We start from the raw sequence: 21,300 nt of genomic DNA, 5'->3' as shown, positions 1-21,300 counted from the left end.
GGTATTGCATTCTTATTATCTGATCAAAAGCTAAATAAAATACCGGTAATCATAAGTTACTCCTTCGCCTCTTAATAACCTTCCTATCCTGGCAATCTTTGAAGAGGATTCCAAGGTGGCAGGTAATTGGCTGTACAGGTCAAAAGAATTCCAGTTCATTTTTGTCAGTCCCATGATCTCGTTGGCAATCGTAGATATGTTGCTTTCTCCATGATGCTTTGTTATCTTTAGGGGGCCAGGGATATAGTTTCCTCCGAGATAGTATCTCCAGTGCTGATTACGAACAGAAGGGACAATGCCGTGTGTCCACAGGTATGCCGAATAGTCGTCAAACGCAATGCAGGTTCCTCTTGGAACAGCATAATCGTCTGGTAGCGGCATTCCTGCTGATATTTTTGTGGCGAGAAACCGAACTTCTTCTGCAAAATTAATTTCTATTAGATCTATATTCTTCACTCCATTTCTAAGAAGGCTGTCTCTTAGTCCATTTATTTCATCTGTTGTGAAGTAGTTGCGTTTATGTACCACAACTCTTTTAGGTAATTCGTCCATAGCATTGAAGAACAGTTCTTTGATGGATAAACCGAACCGGAAAGCATCGTCATAAGAGAGGTGCGGACTGTCCTGTTTATCCCAGTAAAGAGGATCTTCTATTTTTGATAGCTTATATTTTAATCCCTGTCCATCTGAATTATAAATATGACTACACCCGAGCACAATTTTCCCGCTGGCGGATTTCTGGTTGCTTACACTATAGCCAATACCTGCAAATGCAGTTGTTTTATCTAAATTTTCCAAAACCCAGGGGGTCCTCAGAGATTTGACATAATAGGAAAGCGAAAGCCACCAGTTTATTTGACATTGAAGGGCACTTGTGACTGTTTCTGAATTAATGAATTGAGTCGGGATTCCTCTTTGGGCACAATGAGCTTTTATATAGTCATGTAGATCAAATATTTCGTTATCTTCATTAAAGGATGTAAAGCTCAGCCACCTGTCAGGGATATAGATAACTACTACTTTCTTTTCTTCATTTTTTGAAAGGTTATCAATTCTGTGAATGATCTTATCCCTGAGGTCGAAGGCTGTCTCTTTAAGCGTAGGCTTGATCGATGGCTCGGGACAGGTAGACCAGTTCTCGGAACCGATCGTAGGGATATTTAAACTTACTTTGAAAACATTATAAAATCCTGGAAACTCAATTAGATATTCGGCATTGATATCGTTCGATGGCACTACAGTGTTTTGCCTGTTAAGGAAGGTTGAAAATTCGATATTATCCGTGAAAGGGCAAATAACGCCCAGATTTATTTTGTCTGAATGAAGATAGCCTGTAAGAGGATGGTCAAACGGTGCATTTTTCTTTAATCCTCTCATAGGATGAAAATCCTTGGGAGTGGAGTTCATTCCTAGATTTAAGGGAGAGAATAATAGCTCAGGTTCTTTATATTGCATACCTCTGAAATGTAGGAGTGGTTTAGGAAACTCTTCGCTAAGGCTAATCTCTCTTTGTACTTGTGGGCGCGTAATTTTTGCAAATAAAGGCAATTTAAATATTTCATAGTTGAAGCCGGAGGCCGTGTTTGGCGGATATTCGGCAATAACCTGATTAGCTTTTGCTTTGAATAATAATTTTCTCCATCCCAGCAGGTACTCATCAAAAGCTTTATTTCTGAGCATTTTGAAATAGGTTCTCCCAACCTCCTGTTTTACCTCCCGAGTTATCACGGCATCGGGGTCTTCTGTCCTTATCTTGAAATCAGGAACAAGCGATAGATAATTGCGTTGTCCGTCGGTTGTGATGGATAATCTTACGGCTTCGTGTGTTGAATACAATATGTTTAGATAGATCCTGTTGGATGCTGTCTTTTGTTTCCATATAAGATCTTTTCCATTGGATCGTAACTTTGCAGTCTTAGCTAGGGATCTGGTCAGTGCTGATAATAATAAATTATAAATTGAGGTGTTTTTCCATATGTTCAGTGAATCAATCGGAATTCTGGTAATTTTTCCTGAAATATATCCTTCAAAGCATGAATTGACATCAGTCAGTGTTCCGAGAGCCCAGACGAAACCTTTATAAGGAACAGCCACAATATCAAATGTTCTTGTCAACTCTTTGAGTTGCTTCCAAGGGCTTTCTCCTATTGCCAGTGATGATTCGAATTGAAAGGCCTCTTTCGGCAATTTTATCGGGAATAAATTTCCTTTAATAATGGCGTTTAACTTTCCATGATCTATTGAGAACGGAGTTTTTACCGGGATCTGTTCGTCTGTCTTTAGATATTCATTGTATTTACCAATCAATTTGGGGTCATTCTTGCAGCATACTTTCGAAATACTAATCATCAGTTTATCAAAACCATCTGTAGGAATATAGAAGGCAGTTCTCTTATGTGAATTGGCTAAATGGATTAGTTCGGCAACTGCTTTAGAGGGGCGGGGCCCATATCCGCACCAATAAAGCCTTCCGGATCCAGGGTGAGAATAACTTTCTTTTAATGCATCCATGATTGATTCGTCTCTACCGCTGTAGCCAGAAACGATTAGGTGTTTATCTTTCAGATATTCGACCAGCCTTTGTCTAAAAACCTCATCCTGCTTTTTTAACTCCTCATCTGTGTTTTTTAGTGGTCCATACTTATAATCTCCATGTAATTTAATCAGCAGCAGCTCTGTATTATTTATTGGTCTGTTGATCCTTTCGACAGAATCAAGGTTGATATCAATAACTAAATTATTGGTTTTTATAGCTGCATCACGGCACAAGTCATCAAAATTTGTTGTCCAAACTGATCTGACAGTTCCTGCCTCATTTAGAAGACATAGAAGTTTATAACCTATAGAAGGCTCCTTTCTTTCACATATTCCTTTAAAATACTTTCTTCGGTCATCTTCTATAGGATAACATTCTTTTATATATTCGGAATATTCCTGAGGAGATCCAGACAAAGGGTAGATCCCTTGCTCATCGAGCCATTTTTGAATTGTTTGACGAACTTGGGTGGATTTATCATTCAGATTTCCGGTTGTATGCGCACTGTTTTTTGTAGCATATATATCCCTTTTCCATTCCCAGATACATTCTTCCGCCGATTTGATGCCAGAGCTTATAGAGGCACCTGCTCCCAGCAAAACTGTAAAGAAATCATTCTTACTTATAGAGACAGACCTGACAAACTGATCTAGGTCCAAAATGTATTCGTTTGCCATTAAAATTTTAAGTTAAAATCGATTTAGAGTTAATGAATAATTCACCTCCTAGTGGAATTTACAATATAAGAAATTTTCTTTGAGTTCAACAGCGAAATCGACAACAAGAATCATGATATAGTTTAATTTTTTGTTCTTACTTGAAAAAACATCCAAAATATGGATAAACAAAATCGAATTAAAGGAACTTTAAAATTGATTATTTTCTGATAAAATTACTTGTCCTATTTGAATTTTAAATGTTTTTTTTGATCTTTGGGTAGAGCTTTTAGCGGAAGCTTGCCACTTGTCTTAAGCAAAGCTGTTTTGGCACCGCCTCATCAATCTGATTCGTAACCCAATTTCTCGTTACGGAGAGCGGTAGACAAGTGACGTTTTTCTTCGAGAGTTTGGAGGAACGATGACTCAAAAAACAAATGAGGGCGAAGTTGAAAAAATTAAACGCAACGCCAAGAAAATCAAAAAACGGATGGGAATACCTCATCACCAAGCGCTGGATATGTCCGCTATTGAACAGGGCTATTCCAATTTCCGAAATTTATTAAATAGTTTTCAGCCGAAAGAGAAGGACGAAAGAAATAAAATGGAAGTTCCAAATTCTTTACCGCGTCCTTTAACATTTCCTTACAAAACGCTGGGTAGTCCAGACGGAGCAAGAAGACCCAATGTTAAAGTGCCTATTAAAATTCATCAGGAATTAGGAAGAGTTTTGAAGGAACTGTATAGTTCACTCGAATTTAACAAAAAAGGACACAAAGCTGTTTCAATTATTAAATCTACTCTCGATGACTGGATACAATTAGAATACACTAGCAAAACAGAATTGAAGGATGAGTTGTATTTTACAATCTATTATGGAGATACCGACTACCCCTCTGATCCATGGCCAACAGATAAGAGAAAAATGGAATTGGAAAAGTTGGTCGAGGTCTGTAGAAAACTGCTGAAAAATTCATATCCTAGTTGTTCGCCGATACATTCCCTCAATAAAAGATTGGATCAAGTTTTAAAAGCAATACATAATTGGCCTTTGAACAAACAGATCAAGGGGCTGAAAGAAGTGAAAGGCCAAATTGCTAAGGGTACTTTGATCTATCTTAAAAAGAACCAGAGAAAACCAGCGATCCTTCTCTCACATGATACCGTAAATAATCTTATTTATTGCTATGAAGATGCAGGACCTGCTGTTTTAGCTAGGGAGGAAATAACGGTTGCAAGGGATCAATCAAAGGTTAAAAAATTTCATCCTATGCGATTGTCATTACCATATGGAAAATGGTTTTGTGAGAATGGAGCCGAAGTGTTGTTCAATAGGGATTACATTCCAATTTGGATGAAAGATAAAAACGGTAAGGTTCATCAGATTGATCCTGATACAAATGTAGTGAATGTAGATAATCCGGTATTCTATTTTAATGATGGATCTACACCATGGGGAGGAAATCAATCTACTTTTGTGAAATGTAAGAACATCTTGCTTAGTTGGAATGTGTCAAATAAAACGTCTTTATTATTGAAGGCTTTAGACGATTCAGTAATAAAGGGTAATGCAAATAATCTTAAATTTAGAAAGAGGACCAAAATCTTTCCATAAGCAAAGTCTGTCAGTTGGCTGTAATTTACCAGCTGACAGTTCTTTTAGGGATATGCTAATTTAGAAAATAATGTGAATTTTCACTATATCACTTCGAATTGAGGAGTAGGCTTCTTCCATTCCAACTATTGTTCTGTTGGAGATTTTGATACCATTCACCATCCAGATTTGAAAACAGATGACCAATCAATTCGGATAATTTTGACCATTTGAATTTTACTCGAGAAGGCTCAAATCCATTTTTACTTAGTTTGTATGGTTTAACTCAAAGTGATCAATTTGCCTCCGAATTGCATAGTTTCTATGACCGTAATCTCCATCTTGAACGCATTATATTAAGGAATTGAAATAATTATATTTTTTCATGGTATTCACTCTGTGGTAAGTTGGTTATGAGTTCCAAGTCTTCCTAAACTAATTTCTGTTCTTCTTCACTCTGGTTTTTGATACGGGTAACAATGTCACCAGTATGGATAATTGAATTTACTGATAGAAATTTCTACTTATTTGAGATAATATCGGCTAGATCTTGGAAAAGTTTTTTTTATTCAAGACGTCACGCTCCTGTCTAAGTATACCTTTATCATAATTCCGTATTTATCATTTTTTGAATATAAGAAAGCTTTTAGAATGATTTTTCGAATAAAATTTATGCAAATAACTGTTGCTTTTTATGTAATCTTGATAGAGTCAACTAGTTGTAAACAAGTTAAATGAATTCATTATTCAGATGAAAACAGCCTATCTATACGTCCGTGTAAGCACAGACGAACAAAAGAAAAAGGGATACTCTTTGCCGGAACAAGAGGATAGATTATTAAAATATTGCGATTATAATAGTATTAAAGTTTTAGGTATTTATCGAGAAGACTATTCGGCAAAAGATTTTAATCGGCCAGAATGGAAAAAGTTGCTTGCAATAGTCAGGCAGAAGCCAAGAGAAGATAAGAACATACTCTTTATTAAATGGGATCGATTCAGTCGGAATATAGAATATGCTTATGAAATGATAGGCTTGTTACGTAAATATAATACAACACCTATAGCGATTGACCAACCAATAGATCTTTCTGTTCCTGAAAGTACCGTTATGTTAGCTGTCTATCTATCGGTACCGGAAGCGGAGAACAGTAGGAGGGCCATGAACACCGCAAATGGAATTCGCCGCGCAAAACAAATGGGAAGATTTCCTGGAAAGGCTCCTTTAGGCTATATCAATATGAGCGATTTTGATGGAAGGAAAATAATCGTTCCTAAACAACCCGAAGCGAATATCATAAAGTGGGTTTTTCGTCAACTATCCAAGAACACCAATAAGATAGATTATATCCGAAAGATAGCTGATGCAAAAGGTTTAAAATGTTCACGCTCACATTTTTTTAGAATTATACGCAATCCGGCATATTGTGGCCTTATATCAATAAAGATTTCTTCAAAAGAGCAGCAAATGGTTAAAGGAATTCATGACCCCTTGATTTCTGAAGTATTGTTTAATGAGGTTCAGCGTATTATTACTAGGAAAAGAATAGTTACGTCTAAAACTAATGAATTGAATGAAACTTTTTATCTGAAAAGTTTTCTTCTATGTCCTATTTGCTACAAAAGGCTTTGTGGCAGCTTCTCTAAAGGCAAAACAAAAAGATATCCTTATTATCATTGTAATGCTAAATGTAAGACAAGAGTAAATGCGTTAACTCTTAACGACGCTTATTGTAGTGAACTTCAGAGCCTGCAGCTTTCTAAAAACGTGACTGAACTATTTAGTAGTATTTTGGAGGATTGTAATATAAATATAAAGAAAGCAGAAGATATACAGCAACGCAACATGCTAGTTCGAAGATTAAGGGATCAGGAGTTGCTACTCTCGCAGGCAAGAAAACTATTTGTAGCTTCTGTATTAGGAAATGATGACTACTACGCTATTAAAAGGGAATATCAAATCAATTCTCAAAGTATTAAAGGAGAACTTTCCAATGTAAATACTAAATTGGAAAACTATAAGAAGCATCGTGAGTTGATGTCAGTTTCGTTCATAGATGTTTTACAAGTATTTAAACATTTAGAAACTGCAGATAAGATGCATTTGGTCAGCCTAATACCACCTAATAGATTTGACTTGCAGAAGAGAAGTGTATCCTTGCATCTTGATAGTGCCTTATCAAAAATATTACTCCCAAAAATATCCGAAAAACAACAGCCATGAATTATATAGAAAAAAAGATCTCCACTAATAAAGCTATGGCGATATTAGCTAAAAATGGAATTCATGTAAATGAGAAAGAGACTGCTATTATATTAGATTTTTTATATTTAATGGCCAAATACTACAGCGTTGATCCATGTAGCTTGGATGCCGAATCCTTAAGGAGATATCGAACTCAGGAAAAATGGTAGGAGAGTGGCTACAAACCTCATTTTTTACGTCATCGATAACCAAAGACTAAATATTTTTGTTAAAATTTTCGAACTCTAAATGAACATGCTTTAATGTCTTGGTTCATAGTTTTTTATGGGTTTAAAAAAAGGAGACAGCTTCTGTTAAGTGTCTCCTTAAGTGGCGGAGGGAGTCGAACTTCGCTCGTAACTCTTTGATTTAATATCGATTAAGATTCTTGTTTTCACAAGGGTCTCGATTTGGTCTCGCTAAACATCTTCTTGATATTCCCTAATTCTTTTGCTTTGTAAAGATAGCGAAAAAAGGGGAGAGGTGTATGTTTAATGACCTGTATTATATATAGTACCCGTTCAAAAACTGTATGGCTTTACGATTGAATTAGAATCACGCTCGTATGAATCTTTTTTCTTTTACAGTATACTCTTTGATAGTACAGCTGTACGCCATTCTTTCGTTAAGGACTATAAAAGTCAGACCTGATTACAAATTGCTCCTCCGTTGTTGTTTAATCTACATTATTACTTTTTGTAATTTTCTATCAACGTGATTTGGGGAGATGAAACTGTAATTATATCTACCATCAGATTTTGTTCAATAATACTAAATTGTTGTAGTTTTTGCGTGTCCACATAGTCTATGTCTTCATATAGTTGTAAATCCATTTCTTCCCTCAAAAATTTTAAGTACCTCGTATCATTCATTTTATAAATGAAAAAACCATCAAAATTACTATCGGGCTGTAATCTTTGAAAGTCCTTTTCTTGCGTTAACATCTTATCCCTTATTTGAAAAGATACAAAATCTGCAAAAAAAATCTTGTAGGATATTTCCTCACTTGAATAGTGCTGTAGTACAAAGGAAATGTTTTCTCCTCGGGTTGATCTTATTAAAAGATCCAGAATTCCAAAATCACTAGAGCTGACTCTTCCTCCATATCTCTTGATAATATCATGTTTCAATTCTTGTAAACTTAAATTTTTTTCCATAATTAATCATTAAATCTGAATACGCCAATTTCCTTGTTGTTTCTTCTATAGCTTATTGAGCTTTTTCCTGTACTTTTAGAAAAAGGGTAATAAAAATATGTATCTGAACCAGATACCAACCGTAATCTTCCATCTCCATACTCTACCCATGTACCGCCGTGTTTTTGTTGTATCATTGCGCGAATTTGCGAAGGAGTATAATTATAGATTGTTATGCTGACTTTCTTTGTATTTCGAATTGTTGTAGAACGGAATGAAATACTCTTTGTATTAACTCCAATTCCATATAAAACATGTGTAATATAAACATAATATGATGGATCTCTTATAGCATCGATCCATGAATTGGTTACACCATGGAAAAAATCTCCTGCTGCAAGCTGTATTTGAGAAGTAGAAGGAATACCGTTTAAATAGAAGGCATTTGAAGCTGCTTTGTAGAGAGTATAATTACTTTTAAACATGCTTAATGCATCTGCTCTTATTATGTACTCTATTCCTCTATTTTGGTTTCTTGTAGCGGTATAGAATTTTAGCAAACTATTTGAATCATAGTGAGGGGTTAATGTGAATTCGCCAACTTTAATAGAATTTGATGCAACAGAATAAACACTTGAATTTAATATCTTACTATTTTTGTAGACTGAAATTAGATAAAACTCGATAGGATCACCTGTTATGTCATTTTGTAGATTGTTAAGTACACTATTAAATTCTGATTGAGCGAAAGGATCCGTTATACCTATTGCGGAGTAATTTGATGGTACTGTAGGGACATTTGTTTCTACTATTATGTCATCGTCAAAGTCACTTGTAACTCCATTAATAAAAATGAGCTCAAAATCTTCCCAAGTAATATTTCCACTTGTAAGTTCTTTAATTGCCCAAGTAGCTAATTCAAGTTTAGCTACTTCAATTTCATTTTCTATTGCATTTCCTGTGGGGCTTATGTTATACTCTCCTGATGTTATAAAATCTAGTATCTTGTCAGTAATCGTTTCATTTGATGCAAGAAACGTAGCCTCTTGATTCGTCAATGTAATAAACTCGCCAAGCAATTGTGTCTTTGTTAATGGGTCTATAGGTATAACATTAGAAAAGTAATCTTGACATTGCATAAATTCTTCATGACTTTGAAAACCTTCTCCAGTATAACATTGAGCAAAAGGAACGTCTGGCGGATAATTGCCTGGATCGGTACTAGGACCTCCAGGACCACCTCCAGGACTACCGCCTCCGCCACCACCACCACCTCCGTTACCGCCTCCGCTACCACCCCAACACTGCTGTACTATTGTAGTCGTTACGTAAGTGTGGTAGAATCGCATAGGTGGGCTACAATTAGTTCCGTCGCAATCGCAATTATGATCTACCGTATGCCCAGGGCCACCTGTACAAGGTATATCTAAAACGTCTGTTTTATATTGTGATACAAGAACGTCCATACATTCTACATCACCTCCTGGATTGGTAGAAGCAAGTTTATTTATCGGACCACGATCTTTACTGAGATTAATAGAGAATTTACTTTTACTTTTAAAGTCGTAGAAGGAAATACTTCCATTGACCTTTAATCGTTTATTTGATGTTATCCATTCAGTGGGGGATATTCTTATTGTACTAAAGTGAATTTCGTTGTCCTTTAAAGTGACAGATAAAAAATTGAGTTGTTCGTACGGGACGTTTTTCTTACCTCCAATGTTAATAAACGCATTTTTAAAGCGAATCGGAACGTATATGCTTGATGAATGACGAAATGCTCCATCCCATAAGGGCGTTAAATTAGTATTTTCCTTATTAAAGCTTAAGTCAATACCACTTTTCTCAAATTTAGACTTTATAATCTCAATATCTAGTTTATCATTCTGATGAAGAGAACCATTTAAGTAATAGTCTTTACTGCATCCTGAAAGGAGGATAAATACCAGACAAAAAAGAGTCTGGCAAATCTTTTTGGTGATTTTCATAATAAAAAAATTGGTTAGTATTCTAAACATAGTTATTAAATGTTTGATTATCAATTAATAATAGTTTTTGATTCTTTTCTACTTCATACATCCTCCATTGTGTAAATTATTTTATAGTTTATTTTCTTGCATATTGATGGTCTAAAGGCATTAAATGCTGTTATTGTTAAAGCATAGCTATATTAAGTTTTTTGGAATACGGGTTTCCGTAAAATTTTCTCCAGAAAAAAAAGTATTCTTCGCATATGTCCGAAAAGGCAAATGATTAATTATTTTGTATGGTATATATTGGAGAATATCCTAAGAACCCAAACACTCAAGGTTGGGAGCAGTTCAATGCGAGTAAGAGTGCGATGTTATCGGCATTTGATCAGGCAATTGTGAGGTCGAAAGGCAGAAAGGTACAGACTGAGCATGGAAAGGTGGCTGAAGCGGAATTTAGGAAATGGTTGTCTGATTTTTTACCGAAAAAGTATGGTGTTACTTCTGGCTTTATAATTTCGCAAGGGTTAGGAGAGGCTGCGACGACCCCTCATTTTGATGTTATTATTTATGACATACTTGAGTCTCCGGTTCTATGGATTGAGGAAAATCCTGATAGTTCTATGAACGGTCAGTCTCGAGCAATACCTGCTGAATATGTGAAGGCTGTTTTCGAAGTTAAATCGCGGTTCAATGCGCAAAATGTCAAAAATGCCATTAACCATATAGGTGAGTTAGAAATTTTACTTTCTGGCCAGAATCCCGATCCAGACGGCTATAACTTGTTTTTACCAAAAGATTTCTTTTGGTCCCTCGTATTTTTTGACTTCAAAATAGGAGACCGAGGTAAGTTATCGTCATTGAACAATTTTTTAGATGGATTAAAGTTTCGTGGAATAGCCCCATCTGTGATTTTGCGATATGAGGGTTTTGAAAATGAAGTGTTAACAGGTAGTGTCGAACTTTTTTTGAATAAACAAAAAGATGAAGCAATTGCCGATGTATCTTCTTCTCAGTTTGAATTTAATGATCTAAATGCCTCTTTTGTATTATGCTTTACGGAAGAAAATTTTTCTCGTTTTGCATTTTCAACTTTACGACTTCTTAATCCTAATTTAGGTTATTCTAACTATGTTAGAGGTTCGTCTAATTCTGAATTTGTTTAACAATTTTAAGTGTTTATTATTAGGTGTTTATAGAAGTGTTTTGACGAATTCAATGCTATTTGGGTTTAAATATTTGGTAAAGTGTAAAATTCGGATCGTTTATTTTTAACAAGATAAAATTTCAATATTATGATTGTCTGTCATTATGATTTAGAGGTGCTGTTCAGTAATTACAAGAATTTACTTCAAGAGCGTTTGGACCGATATCGCTTGTTGCATATCTGTGAAGACTCGGTTAGATATGATTTTTTCTCCGCCCTGATAGAAACTTATGGGTTAAGACCATCACAAATACAGATTGAGGTGCCAATAAATGAAAAGTGCTTTAATTCTCGAAATAATGATAAAGCTTTTCGCAAGGAAAAGCCATTAATTGACTTAGTCGTTAAGGAGGAGTTTTTAAATATTTCGGCTGAGTTTGGCTTGTTCCGGCAAAATAGTAATGAAGATGGTACTATCAATCAGACATATCGTACTGTTAAGATGTTAAACGATATGATTAGGGTGTCTTTAGAAGCAAATTTTACAGGCACTAGAGGGTTCTTCATATGTGTTGCCGATCATAAAATGCTTGGTCATCAAATGAACAGTAAAATAATTGATAGTTTTCCATCTAACTATTATATAACCACTGCGCTTATAGAGCATCAGCTTAAACAAAAGACAAATAATTTTGATCACCGTTTTCTTCAGATTTTTAAGAACGAGGGAAGAAATATCGTTAGTAAGTTGATTTTTGATGAGTCGTTGAAAGCTAAGTTGGTTATGCATGAAACTAAGCTTCTTATTTGGGAAGTCTATTTAGAGTAGGTGATTGTAGATTTAAGATAAGCATATAATATTTATCCCCAAATACTCACTTACCTCATGTACCGTAAGCAAATAATGCTTTTCCTTACCTAGCTTTTTCTAAATGGTGTTGTAGACACGGAGGATTTGCCTATAGCTTTTACCTGTTATAAGCGCAATGTCTTTGGGATAAACGCAGATTCTTTTCATACTCTATATACCCTTTATCTTAGGAGGTGATGCGCTTGATTATGGTAGAGGGTGTGGGTTTTTTTAATAAGATTTAGAGTAGCGACCATTCACATGTTCCTTTACTGTGTTGTTTAGATGTTAAAAGACTTTAATTGAATACCTTCTGCTGTTTTCCATTCTAAAGGGCCACTTGCTGATCTTGCTAATGTTGCTGTTGCTGCTCGCGATGATGATGTGAAAATATAATCTTTGGTTAATCTGTAGTAGTCCCCTTCAATTTTTAAGATGCCTTCTGATAACATTTTCTGTCTTTCCGAGCTAATACTATTAGTTAGTGATGGTTGCTCATTTGCCATTAGAAGAGAGTCTTTATATATGATAAAACCTTCTGTTGATGGGCTGCCTTTACTGTCTGCTCCGGCTCCATTACGACAGTAGAATATTTGATTTTGGACTGCGTTGTCTTCGATCGTTTCCTCTAATGCTTCAAAGAGTTTATGCCCTAAGGTAGCCGTTAGAACTTTTACATGTGCAAGAAATTCTTCTAGCTCGGCTTGTTCGGCTTCTGATAATTCGGATCGGGTAGGAGTGTTCTGATTAATAGAGTATCGACCTGCTTTTATCGCCAACTCATGCAATCGATTTTCCAGATACTTTATACTGGCCTTGTTTAGATATTTGTCTTTGCTTCCAAAGAATATAGCTTCATTCCAGAAATCTTTATTTGCAATTTGTTGTAGTAAGCGGTCGGCAACAACCTCTGCTTCGCCGATATAGGCTGCGTCTTCGTTGTTTTCTCCTTTACCTATCAAGAGGTGTTGGAAGAAAAAGGTATTAAACAAACTTGGTTATCAGAAAAGCTCAGTAAAAGTTACTGAAGAAAATTATTTAAATTTCATTAGACGCCCTGCTTTAAATGGATTTCTTTCAGGATCGCTTTTGGCACAAGCGGAAATTCAGGCTAAATGTTATTCAATTTAGTCTTAAATTATATAATGGAGGGCAAAAGAGATTCCGAATCCAGTCAAGAATTATTTAATGATCTTTCACAGCTTATAAAAAGAAGCTCTCTCCCGATGGTTTTACAAGTTAACTGTCCTCTCATTATTCTATGTTCGACAGTGATCATTTAACTACGCTCGTTTTCCGTATTTCCTAAAAGAAGTAATAAACTGATAAATAAAAAAACCAAAGACAAGTTTTCCTAGATAGTCAATCAGTAGTGTCCATACTGTAAACTCTTCCTTGCCGACCAGAAAATCTATCCGATGAGTGATGTCGATGAAAGAAAAATAGTAACCTATTAAAGTTGGATCGAAGTCTTCCGAATTAAATATTCTTCCAATACTCCCAAGATATAATATGTATAATATAATGGAGAAAATGATAAATCCGACAAACGGCCTCTTAACAGATAAAGCGTGATTATTAGACCAGCTATTTATTTTAAGTATTAGCCTATCACTCCATGAAATGCTTTTGATTTGCCTCAAAGCATCATGGGCCATTGCCTGGAATTTTTGTGATTCATAGTAATTCCCCCTTTCTTCTACTGCCTTTTTCAACTGTAGAAATATCTCATATTGGGCCTTGTCGTAGTTTTTGGGCTTCCTGTCAGGATAGTGGACATTCTCAATCTCAACAAACTTTGAGAATGTTTTATAATCTTCCGGAAAATCACAGGAAGTAAATATCGCCTTTGAAAACTTTGTCCGGTAAAATGAAATGATTGGATAACTATCAAAAGAAACGTTATCAAATTCTACTCCGTCAAGCTTGCTGTTATGGATGCCGATCTTATTCTCTTTATCAGATAATATTATCGGTTCTATACTGTAAAACGAGACATTACCATCAGGAGAGAAATTGTAAATATACCAACTATTTATCCGTGTATTCTCCACAGAGACGTTACCATTAGGACTACCAGAAATAGAAAATGCTTCAAGCGACGTGCCTTTGATTTTTGTTTCTATATGATCTGTTCCCGGTTCATATGCAATGGTGACTTCGGGTTTGAATTGCTCTTCCTGATAGTCAAAATTTGAACTTAGATGAAAAACTTTCGGATTGTAAACATGGTATCTTATCGGTTTATTTACGATTTCATGCACGTTCATTTGCAGAAATCCCGTCAATAGAATACTCCAGTGATTTGTTTCAAAATTTTCTCTTGTATAGCTGATTTGAACTTTAGGTACGTTAATTACAAACATACTGGACAGAGTAAGGCAATTGTTAAAATCAAGAGCAATTAAATTCTTATGCTCAATTTTTCCGGAAACTAATGAGCCATAAAATCCAACTGTAATATTTTTAGTTGTGATATTTTCTATTTCTATATTTGGCAGAATACAGGAAAAAAAAGCAATGGAAATTTGTTTAAATTCTATTTCTTCCTCATTTACTATTGTTAACCTTTCAAAAAAGCAATTGTAAAAAGGTAGTACAACTGTCCCATCACGAAATGCGACACTTTCAAAGTTAGCGCTAGTCAATCGGATCGTTACATGACCGCCGGTCAAATCACGTTGAGCTAAATAAGGGGTTACTTGTATTGGCTCCATAAGCAGCTAATTTGTTTTTTTCAACAAAAAAGTAAAAGTCTTAAATTTCATCTTGAATATTTCCCTTACTAACCTGATGTCCTGAAATCATATTCAGTCCCTCTGTCGCAGACAAGCTACGTTTATCAATGAGGTATTTTTCGATTTCACAGGCATTTTTTTGAGTCCGGCCAGCGGCACACACAACATGGTACGATCCCGTTAAAATATTATCACCCAGGTGCGAGCCGTTGAACAATTCGTATATCCTTGCCTTGATGCTTTCACCAAACAACTTTGGAAATTTCCGTTGCGACTTACCTTTTACAGCTAACCGGACATGTTCATTGAACCGCTTCATCCATCCCCTTTTGGTAATTCCATAATAGACAAATGTTTTATCATCATTGATTTGTAGTGCATGAAGATAAACCATGTAAGTGCCCTTTAATGGCGCAGCCCCTTTCAATGTATATCTTAATGGAATTTCAATTCTCTGTGGAATGTTTAACGTAGGGGAATGCAAATTGATATGCAACATCGGTGGCAAATCGTTGCAGTTATTGGACTTCAGAACAGCAGCAGGTGTTAAAGGTTTACCCGATACATCATATTTGTCAAAGCTGACAATGATCTGGGGACCGATAGTTTGCAAAGTAGATTCCAGGCCTTCATGCTGGTTCTGGGTTATGATAGTATTGATCAGGCCATCTTGGTCATTTAACTTTGCCAGTACCTGGTCAATGACTTCCATATCCCGCTCGTTCAGTGTAAGTCCTTGACACAAGTATCGGAAGTTCGGCTCGTTTAAAAATTGGAGATGAATTTTAGTTTCCATTTTATAATATAGGATCAGAAAAATAAGATTGTCAATTAACCGCCTTCAACCGGTCTTTCTTCTATAAAAGATTTGATGAATTCAGCCGTGCTTATTTCACCTCGGAACCATTTGATAAAAAGCTTATGGCGCTCCTTAATAGAAGCATGATCCCCTTTATGTCCAATTAAAGTTCTTGGAATCCATTCGGCACTTGCTAAAGCCTTTTCCAATTGAACTTCCGTCGATGACCTTATTAGATTTGAGAAATTCCAGATGGATGATTTTTTAGCATAGTACCCAACGTCTAAGTAATCAAACAGCCGTGATAGAAATGTAGCCGTTTGTATATCAAGTCCTTTATGATCTTTTACTGACAAGAGTATTGGCAATAGATTTGTCGACTCGTCCTGTTTTAAATAAGCATATTGTGTTACTAAACAATGCTGTTTTGCAACACAGACGCAAGTAATTTCATGATATAAATACAATATATCCCTGGTCATTTCTGATTTTAGCGAGTCTACATAATAAGGCTTGTTATAAAAATCATCAATTACTTCCGAAATGCTACTGGCATTCACATATTCGCTGCTAAAAGCAAATATGCCTTTGAATATTGGAAGATTAGTACTTAGAAACCCTGGTAGAGAAATCTCATGAAACATTTCCAGTGCTTCGAATAGATTCGTCGCGTTCAAATTGGTTTTCACTTCAATAACAGCCCTAACAGCTTCCTGCTGTATGACTACTAAATCTCCTTCACTGAAGGTAGGAGAGAAATTAAGTGAGTCGTATATTATTATGTCCAATTGTCGTGAGAAACCTTCGATAAATCCGGTCGCTACTGAAAACATCGATGGCAAATATTTTCGCAACAAATCTCTTAGTATGAATTCACGATAATTACCGACCGTTTGGCCATGTGAAACAAGCAATGAAATTTTGTCACTTTTTATCTTCAGTTCCTCCGCCAGAGATCCATAATAAAGCTTACTGTTTTCTTGTTGAATCTTCAATTTTGAAAACGATAAGTATTCTCCTGACTGTAACGATTTGTACGTAAATATCAAATTATTTGCTGTCAACGTGGTTAATGAAGCTGTAGCGATGTCCGTTTTAATATTATGTTCGGTTTCCAAGTGCGTCGCAATGTCAACAAAAGATGCAGAATAATTTTTTGCACGTAAAAAATCATTAACTATAGATAGGATTTTCATGTAAAACGCGTAATATTCATCAAGTTCTTTTCTGTGTTCACGAAATCCCGAAAAAAAAGGAAAGAACGGGCCGTTATATTCTTCAATGGGCTTCTTAACAAAAGCAGCAGTTTCGTCGTCTATATATGTGGCGTATAGTCTATTGTTTTCCTTGTCAATATATGCCTGTAAAACTTTAACATCGCGATAAGAGCAACTTAAATCAACAAACATCTCTCCAGGAATAGGTGTATAATCAAATTTCATTTTTGAATATAACCAAATTTTGTCTGATTATTTTTATCGCTTATAATCTAATAGTCGAAATGTTATCCTTAATTAAGAACAACATAAATATTGTGTATCGTGGTAAGACTGATTATTTCTAACCATGGCAAATCTGAATAGCTTTCTTGCAAAGAAAACATATGATAACCTCTCGGAAGAGGGGTTACGATCTTCCCAAATAGAAGAAGCAACTTTCACTACATTATCTAAAACAGGTAAAATGCAGTTAAAAAATGGTAAGTCTTCATTATTACTCCATTATTGTTTAACAATAGGGGGGCTTGACAAGATTAAATGACAAATATATCTAATTAATAGTTGGTCGTAGAACTTAGTTTATTATGATATTTTGTAATCTAAAATTAAATAAATTTAGTTAATTAGACTTTTTTGAAAGTTAGATTTGAAATTATTTTAATTCTTTTTAAAAGCGGGTGTTTTGTCTTTATTGCTTTAATTATCAATTGTAGTGATTTAGATAAATGCAGATTCTTTTCATACTCTATATACCCTTTATCTTAGGAGTTGGTATGCTTCATCACTAGTTCGGGAATAGGATTCGTCTAGAAGTCAAATATATTGTGCGTTCGGTTAGTAAATTTTTATGGCGAGCGTCTCTTTCTGTACATCTGGTGCCATTACGGCCAGATGGTACGGGTAGGTTTGTTTTGTTGTGCTTGAATACTGATTTTAAGGCGAAGCTGTGTGGAAATGGCTTTGATTAAACGACAGTAAAGATGGCAAAACAATCAGGAATTATTAAGTTAAAGGGTACGATCGGAGATATTACTTTTTATAAGAGCCAGGATGGATATCTGGCTCGAGAGAAAGGTGGGGTAGACCGTGCTCGTATTATGAGTGACCCGAAGTTTCAGCGTACGCGGGAGAATGCAGCTGAATTTGGGCAGGCTGGAAAAGCGAGTAAGCTTCTTTTTGGAGCGCTGCGTCCAGTGATCCGGCGCGCTAAGGATGGTCGAGCGTTTTCGCGTTTGGTTCGGGAGATGTTGAAGGTGATTCAGTCAAATCCGGTGGAGCGTCGTGGTGAACGTTCGCTGACGGGAGGTGACTTGACGTTGTTAAGAGGTTTTGACTTTAATAGAAATGCGCCTTTGTCTACCACATTTTATGCGCCCAGTACATGGGCGATAGATCGAACGGCTGGAACGGCTGTGGTGGAGGTTCCGGAATTCAATCCGATGGATCTTCTGTCCTCACCTCGGGGCACTACGCATTTTAGATTTATCTCGGCTGTTGTTGGTATAGATTTCTATACCGAGGAGTTCAGTCTAGCGCAAGAACACAGTGTGGAGTTGTTTTATGAAAGTGACCTTGTTCCTACTGTTACGCATAGATTTGATATTAGTGGCCCTCTGTTTGAGCGCACGTGCTTTTTAGTGTTCGGGGTGGAGTTTTTGCAGGAGGTTAATGGTATGTATTATTCGCTGAACAATGGTTCTTATAACCCGTTGAACGTGGTGGTAGTCGGAACTTAATGGGATGCGTGTAGCGTTGTTGCGGAAATATGGTGCCGGGGGTACGAATGGCGAACTGTTCGTTGATAGTACTTTTGTGTGCTATACGATTGAATTACCTTGGTTGGATAATAAGCGGAGTATTTCGTGTATCCCGGAGGGTCGTTATTTGTTGGCGAAGCGGTATAGCAAGCGTTTTGCGTGGCATGTTTGGGTGCAGGATGTTCCGGGTAGGAGTGGTATTTTGTTTCATCCGGCCAATACGGCATCGAAGGAGTTGCGTGGTTGTATTGCACCGGTTACGCTTTTGTTGGGGCTGGGTAGGGGTAGCTCGTCTCGTGCTGCTTTTCGTAAGTTCCGCAAGTAGGTTTATGATGCGATCGATGCGGGTGATGAGGTTGTTTTGGTGATTGAAAAGATGGAGGTGTAGAATGAATATTGTTGATCGGGTGAAGGCGCCTAAGCCGAAGCTTTTTCGGGTATTGCGTAGTGTTGGTTTGGCGTTGGCTGCTGTTGGTGGGGTGCTTATTACTGCGCCTGTGGCTTTGCCGGCGGCGGTGGTGACTCTTGGTGGTTATTTGACTGTTTCGGGTGCTGTTCTTTCGGCTGTTTGCCAGGTTACGGTGGATGATAATACTCAAAATAAGAAGATGAAGTAGTGTGGGCTTCGTCGGGTTAATCCGGTAGGATTTTAATTTTGCGTACCTTTATGATATTAAGATATTTAAATAGAGTTGTGGTGGCTTTGTTTGTTTATGAAAGCTCGACGTTGGTCGGGCTTTTTTTGTGTGTAGACTGGAGGTAATATTCTCTTAAAAGAAAAGGAAAAAAGAAAGCTGCCTTTCAATGGATGTTTGGCCAATTAGGCAAGTTCTTTTCTGGACTTGCTGTTTGGTCTTCATCCATTATCTTTCGGCTCTTTTTTGATTTTTACTGGGGTGTTTGTTGTTGCCGTTTATAGGGTAGTTGTGGATAGGTTGGGTAGGCGCTTTATTCCGGCTGGCGCCGGGGCTGCAATGAGCGTAGCGGGTTGCGGACCTGGGGCCAAGCGCTAGCGAGCCGACTGCGAGTTGAGCGAGGGTGGCGGCCCCAGGTGGTGCGTTAGCACTGGGGACGGCATATGTAGCGGTGGGTGGTTGGCGGTATTTTTGATGTGCGTTGGGTTTTGCGAGTGGGGTTTGTGGTGGGTAATGTGTGTTGGGTTTGCAAAAATGGTGACAACCGAAAGTGCCGCTACACAAGGTGGCTAGGCATGGCTTGGGTGGTGCGGCTTTTGGGTTTGCCTATGGACACCGCAGCGGGAGCGATCCGCAGGTGAGCTTTATACGGGGCGTCGATGGACTGCGCTGTTTTTGCACTGAACTGAATGGAGCGTAGTGGAATGGGTTTTGTGCAAAGGTAGCGGGGGACAGTGGAGACGCCTATGAGGAGGTTGACCGAGTGGCAAGGATGGTGACAATCTGCGTAGCACCCGCAGGGCAAAGGGGCGCTCTAGCACATTTTAAGAAATTGGCATGGGTGATAGAGGGCCTCTTTGGATTGGCGCCATGCTTTGCTGAGGGAAACCGAGGAATGCCTTATAACCTTACAACTAATTTTCTAGGACTAGCGAGTTTACAATATGCTAAGATGTTTTTTAAAGATCTTGGAGTTGGCTTGCGTATTTCGTATAATTAGTATAGAAAAGTATTTAAAGCTAAATACTCGAATTAAAGTTCGCCAAATAATGATTTAGATCCGTAGCTTATAAAATATCTTTTGAGTAATATTAGCTGTTATCAATAATGAGGAAATTTATATTTATTAGTTTATTCATGGTTTTGGGAATGTTGCAATCTTTTTGTCAAGAGGGTTACAAGAGTTTTAAAGTCCATGAAAATAGGTATGGAAAATACATTACTATAGGTAATGGTAATAATACTTTGTTCGAGAAATATGAGCTTAATGATTCGGTACAAGATCCCAACATCTTCAAGACGACGTATCGCGATGAATTAGGTGTTATTTTATCACGGTACTTGGCTCGTACTATGGATGGCAATAGTATTAATAAGGATCAAAATCTTTATTTAGATCTGTATTTTGATCCGAAGACGTTCACGGTGAAAGAAGTATATTTTGTATCACGGAATATTGAGCTCTGTAAAGTTATCGATATAGAACGATTGGGTGAGTTAGAGAAAGAGATTAAAAAAGATATACAAACTACGACAAACACACGGTGGATTAATGAGATTGAAACGAATAGGCAATTAAATAATTCTGTTTTTGTTAGACATCTGATAGGTTTTAGTGTACTTCAATTGTATAGGGTACACAAGGGGGAGCTTGATAAGAAGGAGATTGCTTCTTTCTAGATAGTTTATTTGTTTTAGATCAATTTCTATACTGAAGTAACAGACTCCAAGAGATTAGATGTCTCTTGGAGTCTGTTGTCTTTACTTTTTATATATTATTTGAAGATCTTTCTTTTTGCTTTAGTTATGCTGTAATTTTGTACATGTATTTGCTTTTTTGGGAGGTAGAAGTTTTCGGATAGGCGTGATGCTATGCTGAGGGAAACCGAGGAATGTCTTATTTTCCAATTTTTAATTTCATCATTATATCGGTTTGTTCGTCATCTCCCAGTTTGAAGATGTGTTTATCAAATTCAACAAAACCATTTTTTTTGTAAAAGCTGATCGCTCTCGGGTT

At 36.7% G+C, this 21,300-nt stretch carries 16 protein-coding genes; 9 read left to right on the top strand and 7 right to left on the bottom strand.

Translation table 11 applies throughout. The annotated features are described in order from the left end of the window. Nucleotides 1–30: 30 nt before the first annotated feature. On the bottom strand, nt 31–3,213 hold the full coding sequence (locus tag B9Y69_RS18880) for an SIR2 family protein (RefSeq protein WP_085474560.1): 3,183 nt from the start codon (nt 3,211–3,213) through the stop codon (nt 31–33). Nucleotides 3,214–3,613: 400 nt separating this feature from the next. Here B9Y69_RS18880 and B9Y69_RS18875 point away from each other — a divergent pair, with 400 nt between their 5' ends. From B9Y69_RS18875 to B9Y69_RS18865, 3 genes are all read left to right on the top strand, one after another. Beyond that, nucleotides 3,614–4,807 (top strand): DUF5623 domain-containing protein, encoded by a 1,194-nt coding sequence (locus B9Y69_RS18875; protein WP_085474559.1) that lies wholly within the window; start codon nt 3,614–3,616, stop codon nt 4,805–4,807. Between the two features lie 730 nt (nt 4,808–5,537). Then, complete coding sequence (locus B9Y69_RS18870; protein ID WP_085474558.1) at nt 5,538–7,010, top strand: recombinase family protein; 1,473 nt, start codon at nt 5,538–5,540, stop codon at nt 7,008–7,010. Further along, nucleotides 7,007–7,201, top strand: coding sequence for a hypothetical protein (locus tag B9Y69_RS18865; protein WP_199768698.1), 195 nt, complete (start codon nt 7,007–7,009; stop codon nt 7,199–7,201). The genes B9Y69_RS18870 and B9Y69_RS18865 overlap by 4 nt, the downstream gene beginning before the upstream one ends. A 519-nt stretch (nt 7,202–7,720) precedes the next feature. Here B9Y69_RS18865 and B9Y69_RS18860 read toward each other — a convergent pair. Then, nucleotides 7,721–8,188 carry a hypothetical protein gene (locus tag B9Y69_RS18860; protein ID WP_085474557.1) on the bottom strand — a complete coding sequence of 156 codons (468 nt, stop codon included), beginning with the start codon at nt 8,186–8,188 and terminating at the stop codon, nt 7,721–7,723. A 2-nt stretch (nt 8,189–8,190) separates the two neighbouring features. Continuing rightward, the gene (locus B9Y69_RS19130) at nt 8,191–10,155 is read right to left on the bottom strand and encodes a hypothetical protein (protein WP_144036628.1); all 1,965 of its coding nucleotides are present in this window, start codon (nt 10,153–10,155) and stop codon (nt 8,191–8,193) included. 278 nt (nt 10,156–10,433) lie between these two features. Here B9Y69_RS19130 and B9Y69_RS18850 point away from each other — a divergent pair, with 278 nt between their 5' ends. Then, nucleotides 10,434–11,303 carry a DUF6602 domain-containing protein gene (locus tag B9Y69_RS18850; protein WP_085474555.1) on the top strand — a complete coding sequence of 290 codons (870 nt, stop codon included), beginning with the start codon at nt 10,434–10,436 and terminating at the stop codon, nt 11,301–11,303. A gap of 129 nt (nt 11,304–11,432) precedes the next feature. Further along, nucleotides 11,433–12,113, top strand: a complete 681-nt coding sequence (locus B9Y69_RS18845) for a hypothetical protein (RefSeq protein ID WP_085474554.1) — start codon at nt 11,433–11,435, stop codon at nt 12,111–12,113. 302 nt (nt 12,114–12,415) lie between these two features. Here the strand turns inward: B9Y69_RS18845 and B9Y69_RS18840 are convergent, their stop codons facing one another. From B9Y69_RS18840 to B9Y69_RS18825, 4 genes are all read right to left on the bottom strand, one after another. Beyond that, nucleotides 12,416–13,096, bottom strand: a complete 681-nt coding sequence (locus B9Y69_RS18840) for a GIY-YIG nuclease family protein (RefSeq protein ID WP_234991309.1) — start codon at nt 13,094–13,096, stop codon at nt 12,416–12,418. A 321-nt stretch (nt 13,097–13,417) separates the two neighbouring features. Next, the gene (locus B9Y69_RS18835) at nt 13,418–14,851 is read right to left on the bottom strand and encodes a hypothetical protein (protein ID WP_085474552.1); all 1,434 of its coding nucleotides are present in this window, start codon (nt 14,849–14,851) and stop codon (nt 13,418–13,420) included. Between the two features lie 40 nt (nt 14,852–14,891). Continuing rightward, complete coding sequence (locus B9Y69_RS18830; protein WP_085474551.1) at nt 14,892–15,668, bottom strand: hypothetical protein; 777 nt, start codon at nt 15,666–15,668, stop codon at nt 14,892–14,894. A gap of 35 nt (nt 15,669–15,703) precedes the next feature. Then, complete coding sequence (locus B9Y69_RS18825; protein ID WP_085474550.1) at nt 15,704–17,113, bottom strand: DUF6602 domain-containing protein; 1,410 nt, start codon at nt 17,111–17,113, stop codon at nt 15,704–15,706. Between the two features lie 758 nt (nt 17,114–17,871). On the opposite strand from B9Y69_RS18825, the gene B9Y69_RS18815 reads away from it, so the two are divergent. The 4 genes from B9Y69_RS18815 to B9Y69_RS18795 all read left to right on the top strand — a co-directional run bounded on the left by B9Y69_RS18815 (nt 17,872) and on the right by B9Y69_RS18795 (nt 20,963). Beyond that, nucleotides 17,872–18,627 (top strand): hypothetical protein, encoded by a 756-nt coding sequence (locus B9Y69_RS18815; protein WP_085474548.1) that lies wholly within the window; start codon nt 17,872–17,874, stop codon nt 18,625–18,627. 4 nt (nt 18,628–18,631) lie between these two features. Continuing rightward, the gene (locus B9Y69_RS18810; RefSeq protein ID WP_085474547.1) at nt 18,632–18,973 is read left to right on the top strand and encodes a DUF5675 family protein; all 342 of its coding nucleotides are present in this window, start codon (nt 18,632–18,634) and stop codon (nt 18,971–18,973) included. Nucleotides 18,974–19,037: 64 nt separating this feature from the next. Then, nucleotides 19,038–19,265, top strand: coding sequence for a hypothetical protein (locus B9Y69_RS18805; RefSeq protein WP_085474546.1), 228 nt, complete (start codon nt 19,038–19,040; stop codon nt 19,263–19,265). 1,125 nt (nt 19,266–20,390) lie between these two features. Next, on the top strand, nt 20,391–20,963 hold the full coding sequence (locus tag B9Y69_RS18795; protein WP_144036627.1) for a hypothetical protein: 573 nt from the start codon (nt 20,391–20,393) through the stop codon (nt 20,961–20,963). Nucleotides 20,964–21,300 lie beyond the last annotated feature (337 nt).

The sequence above is a fragment of the Sphingobacterium psychroaquaticum genome (assembly GCF_900177625.1).
Lineage (GTDB): Bacteria > Bacteroidota > Bacteroidia > Sphingobacteriales > Sphingobacteriaceae > Sphingobacterium > Sphingobacterium psychroaquaticum.
Note: the sequence above shows the minus strand (reverse complement) of the source record. Positions and strands in the feature narration are given on the sequence as shown.

Excerpts from the sequence above, each read along its gene's own strand:
- B9Y69_RS18880 (WP_085474560.1), bottom strand. The coding sequence starts at position 3,213 with ATGGCAAACGAATACATTTTGGACCTAGATCAGTTTGTCAGGTCTGTC.
- B9Y69_RS18875 (WP_085474559.1), top strand. The coding sequence starts at position 3,614 with ATGACTCAAAAAACAAATGAGGGCGAAGTTGAAAAAATTAAACGCAAC.
- B9Y69_RS18870 (WP_085474558.1), top strand. The coding sequence starts at position 5,538 with ATGAAAACAGCCTATCTATACGTCCGTGTAAGCACAGACGAACAAAAG.
- B9Y69_RS18865 (WP_199768698.1), top strand. The coding sequence starts at position 7,007 with ATGAATTATATAGAAAAAAAGATCTCCACTAATAAAGCTATGGCGATA.
- B9Y69_RS18860 (WP_085474557.1), bottom strand. The coding sequence starts at position 8,188 with ATGGAAAAAAATTTAAGTTTACAAGAATTGAAACATGATATTATCAAG.
- B9Y69_RS19130 (WP_144036628.1), bottom strand. The coding sequence starts at position 10,155 with ATGAAAATCACCAAAAAGATTTGCCAGACTCTTTTTTGTCTGGTATTT.
- B9Y69_RS18850 (WP_085474555.1), top strand. The coding sequence starts at position 10,434 with ATGGTATATATTGGAGAATATCCTAAGAACCCAAACACTCAAGGTTGG.
- B9Y69_RS18845 (WP_085474554.1), top strand. The coding sequence starts at position 11,433 with ATGATTGTCTGTCATTATGATTTAGAGGTGCTGTTCAGTAATTACAAG.
- B9Y69_RS18835 (WP_085474552.1), bottom strand. The coding sequence starts at position 14,851 with ATGGAGCCAATACAAGTAACCCCTTATTTAGCTCAACGTGATTTGACC.
- B9Y69_RS18830 (WP_085474551.1), bottom strand. The coding sequence starts at position 15,668 with ATGGAAACTAAAATTCATCTCCAATTTTTAAACGAGCCGAACTTCCGA.
- B9Y69_RS18825 (WP_085474550.1), bottom strand. The coding sequence starts at position 17,113 with ATGAAATTTGATTATACACCTATTCCTGGAGAGATGTTTGTTGATTTA.
- B9Y69_RS18815 (WP_085474548.1), top strand. The coding sequence starts at position 17,872 with ATGGCAAAACAATCAGGAATTATTAAGTTAAAGGGTACGATCGGAGAT.
- B9Y69_RS18810 (WP_085474547.1), top strand. The coding sequence starts at position 18,632 with ATGCGTGTAGCGTTGTTGCGGAAATATGGTGCCGGGGGTACGAATGGC.
- B9Y69_RS18805 (WP_085474546.1), top strand. The coding sequence starts at position 19,038 with ATGAATATTGTTGATCGGGTGAAGGCGCCTAAGCCGAAGCTTTTTCGG.
- B9Y69_RS18795 (WP_144036627.1), top strand. The coding sequence starts at position 20,391 with ATGAGGAAATTTATATTTATTAGTTTATTCATGGTTTTGGGAATGTTG.